The organism is Luxibacter massiliensis (assembly GCF_900604355.1).
GTDB lineage: Bacteria > Bacillota > Clostridia > Lachnospirales > Lachnospiraceae > Luxibacter > Luxibacter massiliensis.
Window position 1 is genome coordinate 3,698,562 of record NZ_UWOE01000001.1, and the last position, 14,845, is coordinate 3,713,406.

A 14,845-nucleotide genomic window follows, 5' to 3' on the forward strand; every position below is an offset into this window, starting at 1 on the left:
AGGTGAAGCCGGAAAGGAGGCGGTGAGATGATAGATGATGAAAAAATCATAGACCTGTTTTTTGAGCGTTCCGAGCAAGGCATACGGGAACTGGATAATAAATATGGAGCAGTCTGCCACAACCTCTCGTATAACATCGTGAACAACAGACAGGACGCGGAGGAATGTGTCAATGACGCTTACTTAGGCGCATGGAACGCCATTCCCCCGGTACGGCCTAACCCGTTGCTCAGTTACATCGTGAAAATCGTTCGGAACATTTCACTCAAAATCTATTGGAGAAAGGAAGCAGCCAAACGAAGCGGGCACTATAAGATTGCCTTAGAGGAAATCGAGGGCTACATCGCAGACCAGAAAACCGTAGAAGATGAAATCGAAGCCAGGGAATTAGCCCGTATCATTGGGGAATTTTTGGACACGCTGACCCTCGAAAACCGCGTTATCTTCATGCGTCGCTATTGGTTTGCTGACAGTTACAAGGACATAGCCGAGTTTATGGGGCTTTCGGAGAAAAACATCTCCGTCCGGCTGACCCGTATCCGCGAAAAGATGAAACAATACTTGATTGAAAGAGAGGTATTTGTATGAACGCGAAAAAGTTTTCCGACGCTATGAGCGAGCTTGACAACAAATACATTGACGAAGCCCTCAATTACAAAAAGAAAGCCAAAAAGCCTTTCTGGATTAAATGGGGAGTTATTGCGGCCTGTTTGTGCTTGATAGTACCATTAACCGCATTTGCTATTGATACAATTCAATATAATGCGGCTGTTGATTATCTTACTTCTCTCGGTATTCCTGTTGAAGATTTAAGCGATTATTCTCGAAAAGAAATAAAGGAAGCCGCAAAAACGATTGACGCCGGAGAAAGTAGTCCATTGACCGAAGAAATACTTAACCGATTGCCAGATAATAAAGAACCGATTGAAACACCAACACAGGTAACATCTGAACAGATAAGAGAATTAACACCGACCATGACAAGAGAGGAAGTCCTTTCATTCTTAGGTGATACGCAAGACATCGGTTCTGGTATTTATGTATATGTTTATGAAGTAGACGGAGAATATTTGTTGCGGATTCCATTTGCAAGTGATGATGCTCAGTTAGGTGTTACAGGCGAAGATTTATTAAAGGCATTGACCCCTATTTCTGAGGATATAGATTCTAATGAAACCGTTGAATTTAATGGACAGCTATTCAACAAATCTGACTTGACCGAGGGCAAAAAGGTAAAACAGGTTCCCGTGATCCAGCGCAAAGACTGAACAGAATACCATTAACAAAGGCGGGGCTGTCGCATCAATGATTAGAAAATCATAGATGCGGCAGCATCTTTTTGCTATTTTTAAGCCGAAATATTCACTTCTTTTATTCCGTTTCTATAAAAAGGCGAACTTTAATAAACCTTTTCTGAAAAAAGGTTCATTTTCAGGATTTACTTTTGAGCTGTCAAAATCAGGCGGTTTGTTTGAGTGGAAATAAATGACGCCCTGTCCTTCCTGCCTGAATCTTATGATGAAGTTTGTTTATGTTATACCCGATCGCCAGCAGGATACTCTGGGCGGTTACATTTGCATTCCCTCGATATAAATATCGTCTGAGTTCCATATCCTCTTTGATGTTTGCAAAACTTCCCTCGGCCTGGATACTTCGGTTCATTCGGAGCTGTGTACCATAATCACTGGTAATCCGCTCCAATGTCTCCTGACGTTTTTCTTTCATTTTTTTCGAAACGTACAGTACTTTCTGGCGGTCTTCCATTGGTGTTTTGCAGTTGTTCCCCTTGATGCAGTCTGTTTTGAAAGGGCATCCGCTGCATCCGTTACTTCGATATACGGTAACGGTTCTCCGGTATCCACTGGCCGTCTTTTCTCTCTTTTCGTACTGCATCGTCAACACCTGTCCATTTTTACAGTAATAACAGTCCGCTTTCTCATCATATTTCATGTTTTCCATCCGCCCGATATCCTGACGGTATTTTCGGGTTTTGGAAATTTCATAGTTCTGGGGTTTGATATAGGCCAGCTGACCGTTTTCTTCGAGAAACAGGTAATTCTCTTCGCTTTCATATCCTGCATCTGCCACAATCTCCTGATATTTAAACGGAAGATACAACTCCATATCTTTCAGGAATGGGATCAAGGTCCTCGTATCCGTAGGCCGTGGACTGATATCCAGCCATGTGATGTATTCTGAATCCACTCCATGCTGAAGATTATAAGCCGGTTTCAGCTGCCCATTGAGCATGGCATCTTCTTTCATTCGCATAAAAGTCGCATCCGGGTCTGTTTTAGAATAACTGTTACGGTCTCCACAGACATAAAGCTTTTTATTGTACTCCTTCAGTTTTGCTATGTAAGTTTCCAGAGTTTCCAGCGATTTCTGAAGGTGTGTTTTTCGTCGTCCGGTTCCATGAACAAAGACAATCCCTTCCTCCTGCCTGATCCTGCACAGCTTTTTTCGCAGCCTTTTTAATGTGTGAAGAGAGACTTTCCCGTTATAAGCGATCCTGAAACCGTAAAGATTTTCACACTCTTCCACAAAGACAAGAATCTTATCGAATAGTTTTGCCTGATTTTTCGTAATGGCTTTTTTCCAGACAAAAGTATATTTATTCGCAACGGATTCTATTTTCGTTCCGTCAATAAAGATACTTTTCCCGGAAATCTCCCCAAGGGAATATAAGAGTTTCGACACCTCGGCCAATGTCTTTTTCGAGCATTGTGCGAAATGCAGAGAAATAAAACGTGCAAAGGTTGCATGGTCAGGTGCTGGTTTCCCTTCCAAAAGGTACATGAAGTTGATATCCCTGCGGCATGCAGTTTCGATATCCCGGCTGGAATAGATCCGATTCATGCTGGCGTAGACCATGATCTTAAACAGCTGTCTCGGTGTCGCCTGATTTTTCTTTATCTTTCCATAAGTCTGATAAAGATCGCTGAGTTCCATTCCCTCCACAAATGCACTCAGAAGACGGACCGGATCATCTGCCGGAATGTTACTGTTCACACCCTATTAATCCGTTATAGTAAAAATGACGAAATTAAAAAAACTTTTTTTCTACTAGAAAAGGCCATTTGTTAATAAATCAATTGGTCTTTTTTGCTGTGTGGATAACTTACCCCCAAAATGTTCTGAATGCCCTTTTATTGAGGTAAAGCCTCTCTCTCTTCTCTGTTTTCACGCTCTTTTCTGTCTTTGATGAAGAGCTTTTTTCTTGTCATTTTGACTTTATCCACATATAGGCAAATTCGCTTTTCTACGCTGATTCCGCTATAATATAACCATGAATTCAATCGTAGCAGGAGATTTTTGAAAAGATGGATCGATATGAAGAATTAATCCGTACATTAAAAGAGGAATGCACTGCCCTGGAACAAAGATGCATGGCTCAGGACGATATGCTGCAGATCCAGGAAAAACAGATCCAGGTACAGGAGGACTTGATCCAGGATCTAAAGAAAGAGAACCGTGAACTTCTGAAAAAGGGAAAAGAAATGGCACGGGAATGTGATCTGCTGGAAAAGATCTGTAAGGAACAGGAAGAGATTCTGAATACCATTTTGGGAGATATAGAAAAGAAACGATAGAACAGGGGTTTTTATGAAGGTTAGTTTTGAGTATGCCACACAGCTTCAGTATGAAAACAAAGCGCTCCGGGAACGGATCCGGCTGCTGGAATCCGGCGCGGCAATGCTCCGTCTGCGGAAAGAATACGAGCGACTGCTGGAAGAGAAAGATCGGGAAATCCGCCAGCTGAAAGCCAAACTGGAAGAAGCCATCCGACAGTCTGTTCGGAACAGGGAGAACTGGTTCCAGGTCTATGAAGACATGGAAAAAGAAACAAAGAAAATAAGCAGAAGAAAAGAATCAGAGATCCGGGCACTGCGGAAGATGCTTCGGGAAACAACTGACTCCCGTGATCAGTGGAAAGAAAAATATCTGGAACAGCTCCATCTGAGATATGACGCAGAAACCGCTCTGGAGGAAGAAAAGGGAAAGAACCTGAAATTGAGGGCCCAGCTGAACCGCGATTATGAGAATTCATCCATTCCATCTTCCAAAACAATCCGTCATAAAAAGATTGCGAACAACCGGGAAAAAAGCGGAAGGAAGCCAGGGGGACAGACCGGGCATAAAGGGCACTGCAGAAAACGTCAGACACCGACTGTGCCACCGATCTGCCTTCTGCCTCCACAGGAAGTACTGGATGATCCTGATTTTAAAAAGACAAAAAAAACGATCATAAAGCAGCTGGTCAACATCCGGCTTATGCTTGATGTCCGGGAATATCATGCAGACGTATACCGTAATTCCAAGACCGGAGAACTGGCACATGCACCGTTCCCAGCGGGAGTGGTCAATGATGTGAATTACGGCGGGAGTGTCCGGGCATTTCTTTTTCTGCTGAATAATGAATGCTGCACTTCCATCGATAAAAGCAGGAAATTCCTGTGTGATCTGACTGAGGGAAAACTGAATATCTCAAAGGGTATGGTCAGCAGCCTGTGCCAGGAGTTTGCTGCAAAAACAGAGCAGGAACGGAAAAAACTTTTTGCAGAAATGCTTCTTTCCCCAGTCATGCATACGGACTGTACCAATGCAAAAGTAAATGGAAAACCTATGTATGTTTTTGTATGTGCGACTCCGGACGGGAAAACGCTGTATTTTGCCCGTGACAGGAAAGGGCACGAAGGGGTAAAAGGGACAGTAACAGAGGATTACCAGGGGATCCTCGTACATGACCATGAGAGCACGTTTTATCAATATCAGACAGGACATCAGGAATGTCTTGCCCATATCCTGAGATACCTCAAGGACAGCATCCAGAACGAGCAGGACCGTACGTGGAACAGAGAAATGCGGATCCTGATCCAGGAAATGATTCATTACCGGAACGGGCTTTCCCCGGAAGATGAGCCGGATAGTGAAAAAATAGCAGGATTTGAAACGCGCTACAGGGAAATCCTGCACAAAGCGGAGGAAGAATATAAGGATGTGCCTCCGAATGAGTATTATAAAGAGGGATATAATCTATACCGGCGAATGGAAAAATATATGGAGAACCACTTACTATTCCTTCACGATCACAGAGTTCCCGCTACGAACAATGAAGCGGAACGGCTTCTTCGGAGCTATAAAAGGAAACAACAGCAGGCTGTGTCATTTCGGAGTCAGGAAAGCATCGATTCCCTGTGCAAATGTATGAGCGTGCTTGTTATGATGCGCCAAAAAGAGGAACAGAATTTATTTGAAAAGATCTCGCAGATTTTTGGATAAGAAAACCGATGGCTTTGACTGAGAATAGTCTAAACCATCGGTTTTCCTAATTCAAGTTAGCGTCTGAACAGTAACGCCGGAATCAAAATTTCCACATCCAGCGGAAGTTTGATTTGATAGTACAGAGAAGATAAGGTATAATCTTTCTGTAGGATTTTATTTATTCGCATAAATAAATTTTACACCAAGAGCCAGGCCTTGCACAGACCTGGCTCTTATTCTCTGCAAAAAAGTGCTGCCGCACTAATTATTTAGTGCGACAGCCCCTCTTCATTTACAATATTCTCAATCATGTTTTCCCGGAAACATCTTTCCCGTGATGATCTTTTCCATCTGTATGACCAGCTTTTCCTCATTCAGGTTTGGTTTTTCCATATACTGCAGCAGGACTCCCACCATTCCGCAGGCATAAAACCTCAGCATCACTTCCAGATCATCCACGCTCAGGTCAAGCTCCGGAACCTTACTGCGCGCTATCTGCGCCAGATATACGGTTACCGCCTCGACAAGCATCCCCTCGATCTGAACCCAGCGGCGGGAATAGAGCAACCGCTCGAATTTTTTCCTGTTCTGCCGCACAAACGCGACATAAGTGGTCAGTGCTCCCAAACGGTCTTCTTCATTCAGGCTCTTCTGCACCAGCTCCTGCGTGGCACGTCGGAACGTCCACTCCAGCACATCCATAATATCTTTAAAGTGATAATAAAATGTCTGCCTTGAGATATGGCATTCCGCGATCAGCTTTGTCACCGTAATTTTATCTATGTCTTCCTTATCCAGCATCTGGGAAAAGGTATCTGCAATCACTGCTTTCATGTCTTCTCTCATATAAACACCTCTTCTGTGATGCTATTTTATTATACCTTTTCCAAAGAAACAAGTAAAAAATTTATCATTTTGCAAGCCAGATCGGGTTACTCCATGCAGTTTTTCCGTTCTTGTCCGTACATTTTACCCGAACATAAGTCTCATGACCCTTCAGTTCGTATTCTCCGTGCTCAATCGTATCGTCATAAGATCCGCACACTCTGGAAATACCGTCATTTATATCATTTCCAGCAACAAAGTCAATCCTGTAGACCGGACTGCAGTCAACGTAGGCCACATTGTCTCTGATTCCCCAGTCACGGATCTCCGGTCCCGATGATGAATAATAATTTCCTGCCAGCATATTCTGTACAATATCTTCATGCGTCAGCCTCTCTGCTTTGACCACGATGTAGCCTCCGCATGCGTCATCGAAATTTCCTTCATTATGATTGTCGTCCGATGCAAAAGCAAAAATTTTCTTTCCTTCTCTTAACATCACATCGAAATATGTTTCATCATATCCGGTATTACTTTCATTAACTGTATTATAGTTATAAATCTCAAGTGCCCAGATTCCTTCTGTATTTATAAATTCCTCTTCTCTCACTCTCGACCATATCGGATGATTGTATGTAGCTACCATACCGTGCTGTATCATTTCATCCGCCAGTTTCTGGGCAGCCGCAGCCCCGTCCCATTGTCCGTAATATTTATGCACCGGATGGATCTCATTGTGCTGATACAATGGAAGGACCGCATTTCTCTGCATCTCCTCTGTGCCGAGAATGCCATGAATGTGATGTACTTTTTTTCTTCTCCCGGAAACCTCATCATAATAAAGGATTGCGGACGCCTCAAGCCCCGGCAGGATAATGAAGTCATCACAGTCAAATTCCGCTCTGTAATCCGTATACTTATCATGTTCGGAAAAGCACAGAAAGTTGTATCCATGCTCTTTAAAAAGCTTTACAGACTGTTCAGGGGTAAGCATTCCATCAGAATTCACCGTATGGCTGTGAAGATTCCCCTTGTACCAGTTTCCTTTTTCCGAAAATCCGCGTATTGTAATTTTATCCACTTTTTTCCTCCTTGCCGCCCGGTCTTAAAGCCGCACACAGTTATGATCGGCCACTCCTACATTGATCTTCTCACCCACATTAAACATAGACATACTCCGGAACAGCACGTCTGCATACACTTCCACGCCATTGATATCAATATGGTAGCGGAGCACATTTCCTCTTGGCACATAGTCAATGATCGTTCCGTTCATACGGTAATCTTCCGTCGTGATCGTATCCTTGGACAGCAGGAAAGTCTCAGGACGGATTGCAAACTGTCCGCTGTTCCATTTCTTTCCTGTAATTGCTTCCATGGCATTCGCATCCAGAATATTATAATTTCCGATGAATCCTGCCGCAAAAGTCGTCTCCGGTTTTGTATAAACTTCTACAGGACTGCCCGACTGTTCAATAACGCCGTCATGGAACAGGTGTATCACATCAGACATTACCATTGCCTCATCCTGATCATGGGTTACGAACACAGACGTCAGACCAAGATCTTTGTGTATTCTCCGAATGCTCGTCTGAAGAGATTTTCTCAGTTTCGCATCAATAGCACTCAGAGGTTCATCCAGAAGCAGCACTTTCGGCTGCATCACAATTCCTCTCGCAAGAGCGACCCTCTGTTGCTGTCCTCCGGAAAGATTTCCCGGGTACTCTTTTTCTTTTCCTTTTAACTCTACCATATCAATGGCATCTCTTACACGTCTTCCAATCTCATCTGACGGAAGTTTCTGAAGTTTTAATCCGAAAGAAAGATTCTCTTCTACCGTCATATTCGGGAAAAGGCTGTACTGCTGGAACACCATTCCGATATTACGGTCCTTTGGATCTTTGTTTGTAATATCCTCACCGTCCAGCAGTATCTGTCCCCCTGAGATCTGCTCAAGTCCTGCGAGACAGCGGAGCAGCGTACTCTTTCCACATCCGGAAGGGCCCAGAAGTGTAACAAAATCACCTTTCTGGATTTCCAGATTGATTCCCTTTAACACATGATTATCACCATAAAATTTATCGATATTTTTAAATTCAATATAAGCCATTTTCTTTATCTGTCCTTTCTGTCTTTGCCCTTCGACTGCAGGAAAAATGCACAAGCCGAAATGATCAGAGTTACGAGGAAAAGTATAACGATCACGGCGCAGGTCCTCTGCCCGGATTTTTTCATTACATCATATAAATACATCTGTGCTGTCATAAACTGTCCGCCCGCCAGTGTATTAATGATAACGAAATCACCAAATACAATTGCCATCGCCAGCATGGCTGAAATTGTGACACCGCTCATAATATTCGGAATAACGACGCGGAAGAATGCGTAAAACTTGCTCGCTCCCAGCATCTGCGCCGCCTCGATAAGCCTTGGCGCCCCGACACCGTTCAGATTATTTCTGATTCCCTGATATACATAGGGAAGGATTACAACCATATAAGTCGCAACAAGCATGAACATTCTGTCTCCGAAAGGTTCCGGCGCACTGCTGTAAAGCGACAGAACGCAGATTGGAAGGATGACGCCCTGGATTGCATACGGAATCGTACACAGAATCTGAATCATTTTATCCCATTCCGGATGGTAGACAACTACCACATACATCGCCAGCAGTACAAACACTGTACACAGCACGATCGGAACAATAGAAATAATAACCGTACGCCCGACTGCTTTCCAGAACAGAGGATCAGTAAACAGCTCTGTATAAGCTCCCAGAGTAAAACCTGTCGGCATCACGTCGATCCACTCCTGAAAAAGGGAGTAAATCAGCGTCATTACCAGTGGGAGAAGCAGATACACTATAATTACAATAATCGCAATCTTTGATCCTGCATTGCGTTTCTTTTTTTCTGTATTCATCAGCGTCTCCCCCCTTTCTTTGGAGTCATCTTATTCTGTACGCCAATGGCGATCACCATGAAGACCATCATGATGACTGCAATCGCACTTCCGAACTCCGGTCTCTGTATGATATCGCCGACGAACTGTTCCGACAGACGGATCGGAAGCAGTGATACATTGTTCATCAGCAGTGCATAGGCAGACGCATAAGCTGCCAGTGCGTTGGCAAACAATACAGAAAATGTTCCCAGTATACTCGGCATCAGTACTGGGATGCCGACTTTCCTCCAGAATGTCATCCGGCTGCCGCCCAGAAGGGCAACCGCTTCTTTCCACTCTTTTCTGATCGAATCAAATGCCGGGATCAGCAGGAGTGTGGACAGGGGGATTTGGAAATATACATATATCAGCAGAAGTCCCCATACAGAATACAGGGGGAACTCCGCCAGAAATTCAATTCCGTAATTCGCGCCGATCATCGTCATGACACCGATGTTTCCAAACATAATGATATATGCAAACGCCAGCGGTACGCCCGAAAAATTTGATACCATATTCAGAATACTCATGAATACCTGCTTCAGTTTACCTTTTTCCTCATGGACTGCTTTTGCACCGATAAATGCCACGAGCAGCCCGATAACCGAAGAAAGAATCGAGATGAGCAGACTGTTGACTATGGCCTGCTGATACAGTTTTCCGGTAAATATATTAATATAGTTATCAAGTGTAAATCCCATGTCTCCTCCCTCCGGGAAGAAACTTCTGATGACCGTAAAAATGACCGGTATGATCTCAAACAGAAGACATAGCAGCAAAAACGGCACCAGCGCAAATATGTATGTTTTCTTTTGTGTTTTCATATTAACCTCACCTTTTACATAAAACGGACCGCTGCACTTTATGCAGCAGTCCGGTCATCCGTCAATACATTTTATTGTGCGTAAGCTACAACCTCTTCCTGCCACAATGTTCCGATCGTCTGCGCGGTCTCGTCCCATGCATCCTGATCTTCTACCATTCTCGCGTTTGCATACTGGCTGTCGTCCAGGAGTTTTGAAGCCACATCGTCCGGAAGCTCCACATCCTCACGTATCGGTGTTGCATAACCTTTTGCAAGATTGATCTGTCCCTCATCACTTAAAATGTATTCTCTCGCAAGAGCCGCAGCACACGGATGCTTTGAATATTTGTTGATAATTGTAGCATATCCGGTCTGGATAGATGCCTCAGACGGGATAAAAACTGTAAAGTCTGCATCCGGATTATTCTCTACAAACTGCTCTCTGTAACCAAGAGCGTTGAAATCCCATAAGAAAGCTACTCCGACTTCTCCTTTCTCGATACGTGCCTGAGTAAACTCGCCGAGGTCAAGTCTTCCCTGCTCAGCAATCTGTCTGAAGTAATCAAGTCCCGGCTGAATGTTGCTTTCATCTCCGCCGTAAGCAATTGCTGCAGCAAGGACTGCATACTGAGCCTGAGTGGCAGCCTGCACGTCTCCGACTGCAACTATATAATCACCGTTTAAGATATCTTCAAAAGATGTAGGTGTGTCTTTTACGATCTTGTTGTTAACAATAACAGACATTGTGCCGTAATATCCTATGATCCAGTCTCCGTCATCGTCTTTCGCCCAGTCCGGAATCGAATCCCAGTAGCTTGTCTTATACGGAAGTGTAACTCCCTGCTCTTCCGCTACCGGTCCGAATGCCTGTCCTACATCACCAATATCCTTCGTAGCATCTGTCCCCTCTGTCTCAAACAGCGAAATTTCTTCCGCAGAAGACATATCAGTATCCACATGCTCAATCCCGTACGTATCTGTGTACTCCTGCCATGTTTCACCCCAGTTGGCCCATGTATCAGGCATCGCCGCAGATGCAAGTTCTCCCTCTTCTTTTGCCTGTGCTTCAATCTCTTCCAGAGTCATACTGTTCAGATCAACTGTTTCAACCGGTTCATCAGAACCGCATCCTGAAGCGATTGCCGCAGTAATACAGACAAGCAGCAACGCACTTATTATTCTTCTTTTCATTCCTGTTCTCCCTTTTTCAACTTCTTTTCTTTTGAATTACCGAGATACATTATAGGAAAATGATGTAAAATAATCACCAACGGAACGTTAAGTCATTGTAAGTTCAGGTTAAATTTTATTTTTCTTGCCTCCGGAGTATTGGCCACTCCGCCTTCCCCTGTCTCTTTTAAAGAAATATGCATACTCTCCCCTACTTCTTTCATCGCATCGATGACCTGATCCGGCGGGATTCTACTTACAATTCCGGCAAGAGCCATATCTGCGCTTGAAACGGCATTAACCGCACCTATCACATTCCGCTTAACGCAGGGCACTTCAACCAGTCCCGCCACCGGATCACAGACAAGCCCGAGAAGATTTTTGAGCGCCATAGCAGCCGCATGTGCGATCTGCTCTGCCGTTCCTCCCCTGAGGGATACCAGCGCCCCCGCAGCCATTGCCGATGCCGAGCCGATTTCAGCCTGACAACCGCCTGCCGCACCTGCAATAAAAGCCCGGGACGCAATAACCTGCCCTATCCCTGCGGCTGTATACATTGCCTCCGTGATCTCAGTATCCGATGCTGTTTTTCGGCTGTATATCGGAAGGAGCACTGCCGGAAGCACACCGCAGGCTCCGGCAGTCGGCGCTGCGACAATCCGGTGCATACAGGCATTCGACTCGCCCATCTCCAATGCCTGTGCAATCACTTCGGACATAAAATCCCCGCTCAGCGTATCGCCTTTTTCCATATAACTCCTCATCTGACCGCCCATGCCCCCTACAAGACCGCTGCGCGATTTCTGATCCTTATCGTAAGAATCTCCCGCTGCTTTCATAGCATTCCACATCTTCTGCATCATCTGAAAGGACGCCTGCTCTGTTACTTCCCGTTCCTCCATATCTGAATACTGTACCGCCTTCCAAAACGGAATACCTTCGCTGTTACACCTCTGTGTGATCTCATTTAAAGATGAATACGACATTACACTTCCTCCCCACGGATATACATAATACGCTCAATACCTTCCAACTTCTCCAGCATGGAGACTGTTTCCCGAGGAACCGTCTGATCTGTCTCTATCACCATTACTGCAAGTCCGCCCCTCTTATCCCGATAAAGCTGCAGAGTCGCAATATTAACATTCTTCCGCGACAAAATACCTGTTACTTCCGATACCATACCCGGACTGTCCTGATTGTGTATAATCAAAGTCGGACAGGAACCTGTACAGTGTACTTCCGTATCATCCAGTTTATCGATCATAATCCGGCCTCCGCCAAGCGAGGATGCCTGTATTTTTATTGACAGTCCTGTTTTCCCTTCCACTTCCAGTACAGCCGTATTCGGATGTGCCCCTGGGAGCCGTATATTTGCAAAAGAAAAAGACAGCCCCTCCTGTTCTGCCAGTTCAAAGCTGTCCGGTATGCGCATATCATCCGGCTTCATACCAAGAAGCCCTGCGATAAGCGCCCGGTCTGTTCCGTGTCCGCTCCCTGTCGCTGCAAATGAACCGCTCAAGCTGATCATGGCATTCACAGGCTCTTCTCCCAGCATTGTCCTTGTAACATACCCTATTCTGACCGCTCCCGCCGTATGGGAACTGGACGGGCCAACCATAACAGGGCCGAGAATATCAAATATGTTCATCTTCTATTTCTCCATTCTAATAATTTTAGCCGCAACATGGCGTCATATTCGTCCGACAGACATATTCAAGTGTAATTCTAACAGATATCTTTTCCCGGTTGTATTACATCCATGTAAAAAGCACGTAAAAATGCCGGACAGAATTAATACTTCTAACTCTGTCCGGCACTTGTCCGAAGACGCCGCTTCAAAAATATGTTTACCTGCGGTATCTGTTCTTATTCTTCAATTCCCAGCGTAGCCATCATCACAGCCTTGATCGTATGCATACGGTTCTCTGCCTCGTCAAACACTTTAGACTGTTCGGACTCGAACACTTCGTCCGTCACTTCCATATCTTCTATATTAAAACGCTCACCCATTTCTTTTCCGATCTTTGTCTTCAGATCGTGGAATGCGGGAAGACAGTGCAGGAAGATCGCGCTGTCTTTTGCGTTTGCCATCACTTCTTTTGTCACTTTATATGGAGAGAGCTCTTTAATCCTCTTCTCCCATACTTCGTCCGGCTCTCCCATGGATACCCATACATCTGTGTAGATAACGTCGGCATCTTTTGTTCCCTCTTTTACATCGGATGTCAGCGTGATCGTTGCACCTGATTCCTTTGCATACTCCTGACACTGTGCGACAAGCTCGTTTTGCTTATAATCTATGTTCAACAGACAATAGACACACATTTAACTTTTCTGCGAAAAGTTTCCAAATAGGAAACCTTATATCCAAGGTATAATAATCTCCCAGGTCATATTCGTATAAACAGCTGTAGTCTGCTCGCTTGCATGACCGGCCTGATTTGCCACCTCTGCCATGGTGTAGTCCTCAAATGGCGCATACAAACGGCTCGGAGCCGCCCTCACGGACGGCTCCTTTTTCGCTGATTTATATATCCTTCTCATCCAGCAGAAAGTCAATGATATTATTATGGACAATACCATTCCTGCTTAGATCTACGATGTCACTGCTGATCACATATTTCGGATAATTGTCATCGATCTTCTCCAGATTGCCAAATTCTCTTGCAATGCAGTCCTCTGACAGTACATAGGCCACCTGGATATAGAGTTTCTTCTGTCCTTTGTAACATACGAAGTCAATTTCCTGAGTATCCAGTTTTCCTACCTTCACCTCATATCCCCGGCTCAACATTTCCAGATATACCACATTCTCCAACAGTTTACTTGTGTCGATCTGCTCACTGGCTTTGCTCACATTACGAAGCCCGATGTCACCAGCATAATACTTTTCTGTTGAAGCCAGGATGTTTTTCCCTTTTATATCATATCTTTCCGCTTTTGAAAGGATCATACCTGCCTGCAGCTTATCAATATAATTCAGCACCGTGTCCACTGTGGTTGATTGGCCGGCTGATATCAGGGAACGGCTGATCGAGCGTGCAGAGAACGGATTTCCGATATTGTCCAGCAGAAATTCCAGCAGCTTTCGCAAAAGACTCTCATTGCGAATGGCATATCTGGAGAGAATATCTTTCATCACGACAGAATCATAGACATCCTCCAGATATGTGCGGACGGAATGTTCATCCGGCAGCACCAGGCGCATCGGCAGACCGCCATATTTCAGGTAATCCGTAAAAAGCTGTTCCCTGGTGTATGGGAGTCCATTGACCTCATAAAATTCCTGTATCTCGGACAACACAAAAGGATACACATGAAAAGAAACATATCGGCCTGCCATATTTGTTGCCAGTTCACCGGACAGCAATTTGCTGTTGGAGCCTGTCACATAGATATCGCAGTCAAAATCAATCCGGAAGGAAGGGATGACTGAGTGCCACTCTGTTACATGCTGGATTTCATCCAGAAATAAGTATACTTTTCCATTTGCCTTTTCTACACGATTAGTTACATACTGATAAAAGGTATCCGCATCCTCCAGCTTTTTAAACCGTCTGGATTCAAAATTGATTTCAATAATATTCTCTTCCGCGACTCCGCGCTCCAGGAGGATGTCTCGTATCTGTGAGAGCAGGATGGTCTTTCCGCTTCTTCTAAGTCCAATCAACACCTTAATCAAATCCTGGTCTATAAAAGGTCGGATCCGATTCAGATATAGATTTCGTCTTATCATTTCCATACATTCCACATCCTTCATGAATTTTATCATTATTATACCTCACATTTTTATTATAATCAACTTTTTGTCATTTTATACAAGGACATTTTTAT

Annotated in this window: 14 protein-coding genes and 2 pseudogenes; 4 read left to right on the top strand and 12 right to left on the bottom strand. The window is 44.5% G+C overall.

Annotated elements, in window-relative coordinates; all coding sequences use genetic code 11:
- Positions 1–27: 27 nt before the first annotated feature.
- Positions 28–588, top strand: coding sequence for an RNA polymerase sigma factor (locus EFA47_RS17320; RefSeq protein WP_054353169.1), 561 nt, complete (start codon positions 28–30; stop codon positions 586–588).
- The gene (locus EFA47_RS17325) at positions 585–1,268 is read left to right on the top strand and encodes a hypothetical protein (protein ID WP_122644319.1); all 684 of its coding nucleotides are present in this window, start codon (positions 585–587) and stop codon (positions 1,266–1,268) included. The genes EFA47_RS17320 and EFA47_RS17325 overlap by 4 nt, the downstream gene beginning before the upstream one ends.
- 190 nt (positions 1,269–1,458) lie before the next feature.
- On the opposite strand, the pseudogene EFA47_RS17330 reads toward EFA47_RS17325, so the two are convergent.
- Positions 1,459–3,000, bottom strand: a pseudogene (locus EFA47_RS17330) (IS1182 family transposase); the annotation flags it as partial.
- A 323-nt stretch (positions 3,001–3,323) separates the two neighbouring features.
- On the opposite strand from EFA47_RS17330, the gene EFA47_RS17335 reads away from it, so the two are divergent.
- Together EFA47_RS17335 and EFA47_RS17340 are read left to right on the top strand one after the other, a co-directional pair.
- Complete coding sequence (locus EFA47_RS17335; RefSeq protein WP_087162991.1) at positions 3,324–3,593, top strand: hypothetical protein; 270 nt, start codon at positions 3,324–3,326, stop codon at positions 3,591–3,593.
- A gap of 13 nt (positions 3,594–3,606) precedes the next feature.
- On the top strand, positions 3,607–5,283 hold the full coding sequence (locus EFA47_RS17340; protein ID WP_087162990.1) for an IS66 family transposase: 1,677 nt from the start codon (positions 3,607–3,609) through the stop codon (positions 5,281–5,283).
- A 285-nt stretch (positions 5,284–5,568) separates the two neighbouring features.
- Here EFA47_RS17340 and EFA47_RS17345 read toward each other — a convergent pair whose 3' ends face one another.
- From EFA47_RS17345 to EFA47_RS17390, 11 genes and pseudogenes are all read right to left on the bottom strand, one after another.
- Positions 5,569–6,111: a TetR/AcrR family transcriptional regulator C-terminal domain-containing protein gene (locus EFA47_RS17345; protein ID WP_008394698.1), complete on the bottom strand. Its 543-nt coding sequence runs from the start codon at positions 6,109–6,111 to the stop codon at positions 5,569–5,571.
- A gap of 64 nt (positions 6,112–6,175) precedes the next feature.
- Complete coding sequence (locus EFA47_RS17350; protein WP_008394697.1) at positions 6,176–7,171, bottom strand: PHP domain-containing protein; 996 nt, start codon at positions 7,169–7,171, stop codon at positions 6,176–6,178.
- 24 nt (positions 7,172–7,195) lie between these two features.
- Positions 7,196–8,200, bottom strand: a complete 1,005-nt coding sequence (locus EFA47_RS17355) for an ABC transporter ATP-binding protein (protein WP_015572993.1) — start codon at positions 8,198–8,200, stop codon at positions 7,196–7,198.
- A 5-nt stretch (positions 8,201–8,205) separates the two neighbouring features.
- Positions 8,206–9,012, bottom strand: a complete 807-nt coding sequence (locus tag EFA47_RS17360) for an ABC transporter permease (protein WP_087162989.1) — start codon at positions 9,010–9,012, stop codon at positions 8,206–8,208.
- A complete protein-coding gene (locus EFA47_RS17365) occupies positions 9,012–9,857 on the bottom strand; it encodes an ABC transporter permease (RefSeq protein WP_008394690.1) in 846 nt (281 codons plus the stop codon). The genes EFA47_RS17360 and EFA47_RS17365 overlap by 1 nt, the downstream gene beginning before the upstream one ends.
- A gap of 71 nt (positions 9,858–9,928) precedes the next feature.
- Positions 9,929–11,029, bottom strand: coding sequence for an ABC transporter substrate-binding protein (locus tag EFA47_RS17370; RefSeq protein WP_008394689.1), 1,101 nt, complete (start codon positions 11,027–11,029; stop codon positions 9,929–9,931).
- Between the two features lie 92 nt (positions 11,030–11,121).
- Positions 11,122–11,994 carry an L-serine ammonia-lyase, iron-sulfur-dependent, subunit alpha gene (gene sdaAA, locus EFA47_RS17375; protein ID WP_021966152.1) on the bottom strand — a complete coding sequence of 291 codons (873 nt, stop codon included), beginning with the start codon at positions 11,992–11,994 and terminating at the stop codon, positions 11,122–11,124.
- The gene (sdaAB, locus tag EFA47_RS17380) at positions 11,994–12,659 is read right to left on the bottom strand and encodes an L-serine ammonia-lyase, iron-sulfur-dependent subunit beta (protein ID WP_008394686.1); all 666 of its coding nucleotides are present in this window, start codon (positions 12,657–12,659) and stop codon (positions 11,994–11,996) included. The genes sdaAA and sdaAB overlap by 1 nt, the downstream gene beginning before the upstream one ends.
- Before the next feature lie 218 nt (positions 12,660–12,877).
- A pseudogene (locus EFA47_RS17385) lies at positions 12,878–13,297 on the bottom strand (ornithine carbamoyltransferase); the annotation flags it as partial.
- Positions 13,298–13,372: 75 nt separating this feature from the next.
- The gene (locus tag EFA47_RS19975; RefSeq protein WP_158095389.1) at positions 13,373–13,516 is read right to left on the bottom strand and encodes a hypothetical protein; all 144 of its coding nucleotides are present in this window, start codon (positions 13,514–13,516) and stop codon (positions 13,373–13,375) included.
- Between the two features lie 22 nt (positions 13,517–13,538).
- Complete coding sequence (locus EFA47_RS17390; RefSeq protein ID WP_235853302.1) at positions 13,539–14,753, bottom strand: ATP-binding protein; 1,215 nt, start codon at positions 14,751–14,753, stop codon at positions 13,539–13,541.
- Positions 14,754–14,845: the final 92 nt, after the last annotated feature.

Coding starts and splice junctions, on each gene's coding strand:
- EFA47_RS17320 (WP_054353169.1), top strand. CDS start 28: ATGATAGATGATGAAAAAATCATAGACCTGTTTTTTGAGCGTTCCGAG.
- EFA47_RS17325 (WP_122644319.1), top strand. CDS start 585: ATGAACGCGAAAAAGTTTTCCGACGCTATGAGCGAGCTTGACAACAAA.
- EFA47_RS17335 (WP_087162991.1), top strand. CDS start 3,324: ATGGATCGATATGAAGAATTAATCCGTACATTAAAAGAGGAATGCACT.
- EFA47_RS17340 (WP_087162990.1), top strand. CDS start 3,607: ATGAAGGTTAGTTTTGAGTATGCCACACAGCTTCAGTATGAAAACAAA.
- EFA47_RS17345 (WP_008394698.1), bottom strand. CDS start 6,111: ATGAGAGAAGACATGAAAGCAGTGATTGCAGATACCTTTTCCCAGATG.
- EFA47_RS17355 (WP_015572993.1), bottom strand. CDS start 8,200: ATGGCTTATATTGAATTTAAAAATATCGATAAATTTTATGGTGATAAT.
- EFA47_RS17360 (WP_087162989.1), bottom strand. CDS start 9,012: ATGAATACAGAAAAAAAGAAACGCAATGCAGGATCAAAGATTGCGATT.
- EFA47_RS17365 (WP_008394690.1), bottom strand. CDS start 9,857: ATGAAAACACAAAAGAAAACATACATATTTGCGCTGGTGCCGTTTTTG.
- EFA47_RS17370 (WP_008394689.1), bottom strand. CDS start 11,029: ATGAAAAGAAGAATAATAAGTGCGTTGCTGCTTGTCTGTATTACTGCG.
- sdaAA (WP_021966152.1), bottom strand. CDS start 11,994: ATGTCGTATTCATCTTTAAATGAGATCACACAGAGGTGTAACAGCGAA.
- sdaAB (WP_008394686.1), bottom strand. CDS start 12,659: ATGAACATATTTGATATTCTCGGCCCTGTTATGGTTGGCCCGTCCAGT.
- EFA47_RS17390 (WP_235853302.1), bottom strand. CDS start 14,753: ATGGAAATGATAAGACGAAATCTATATCTGAATCGGATCCGACCTTTT.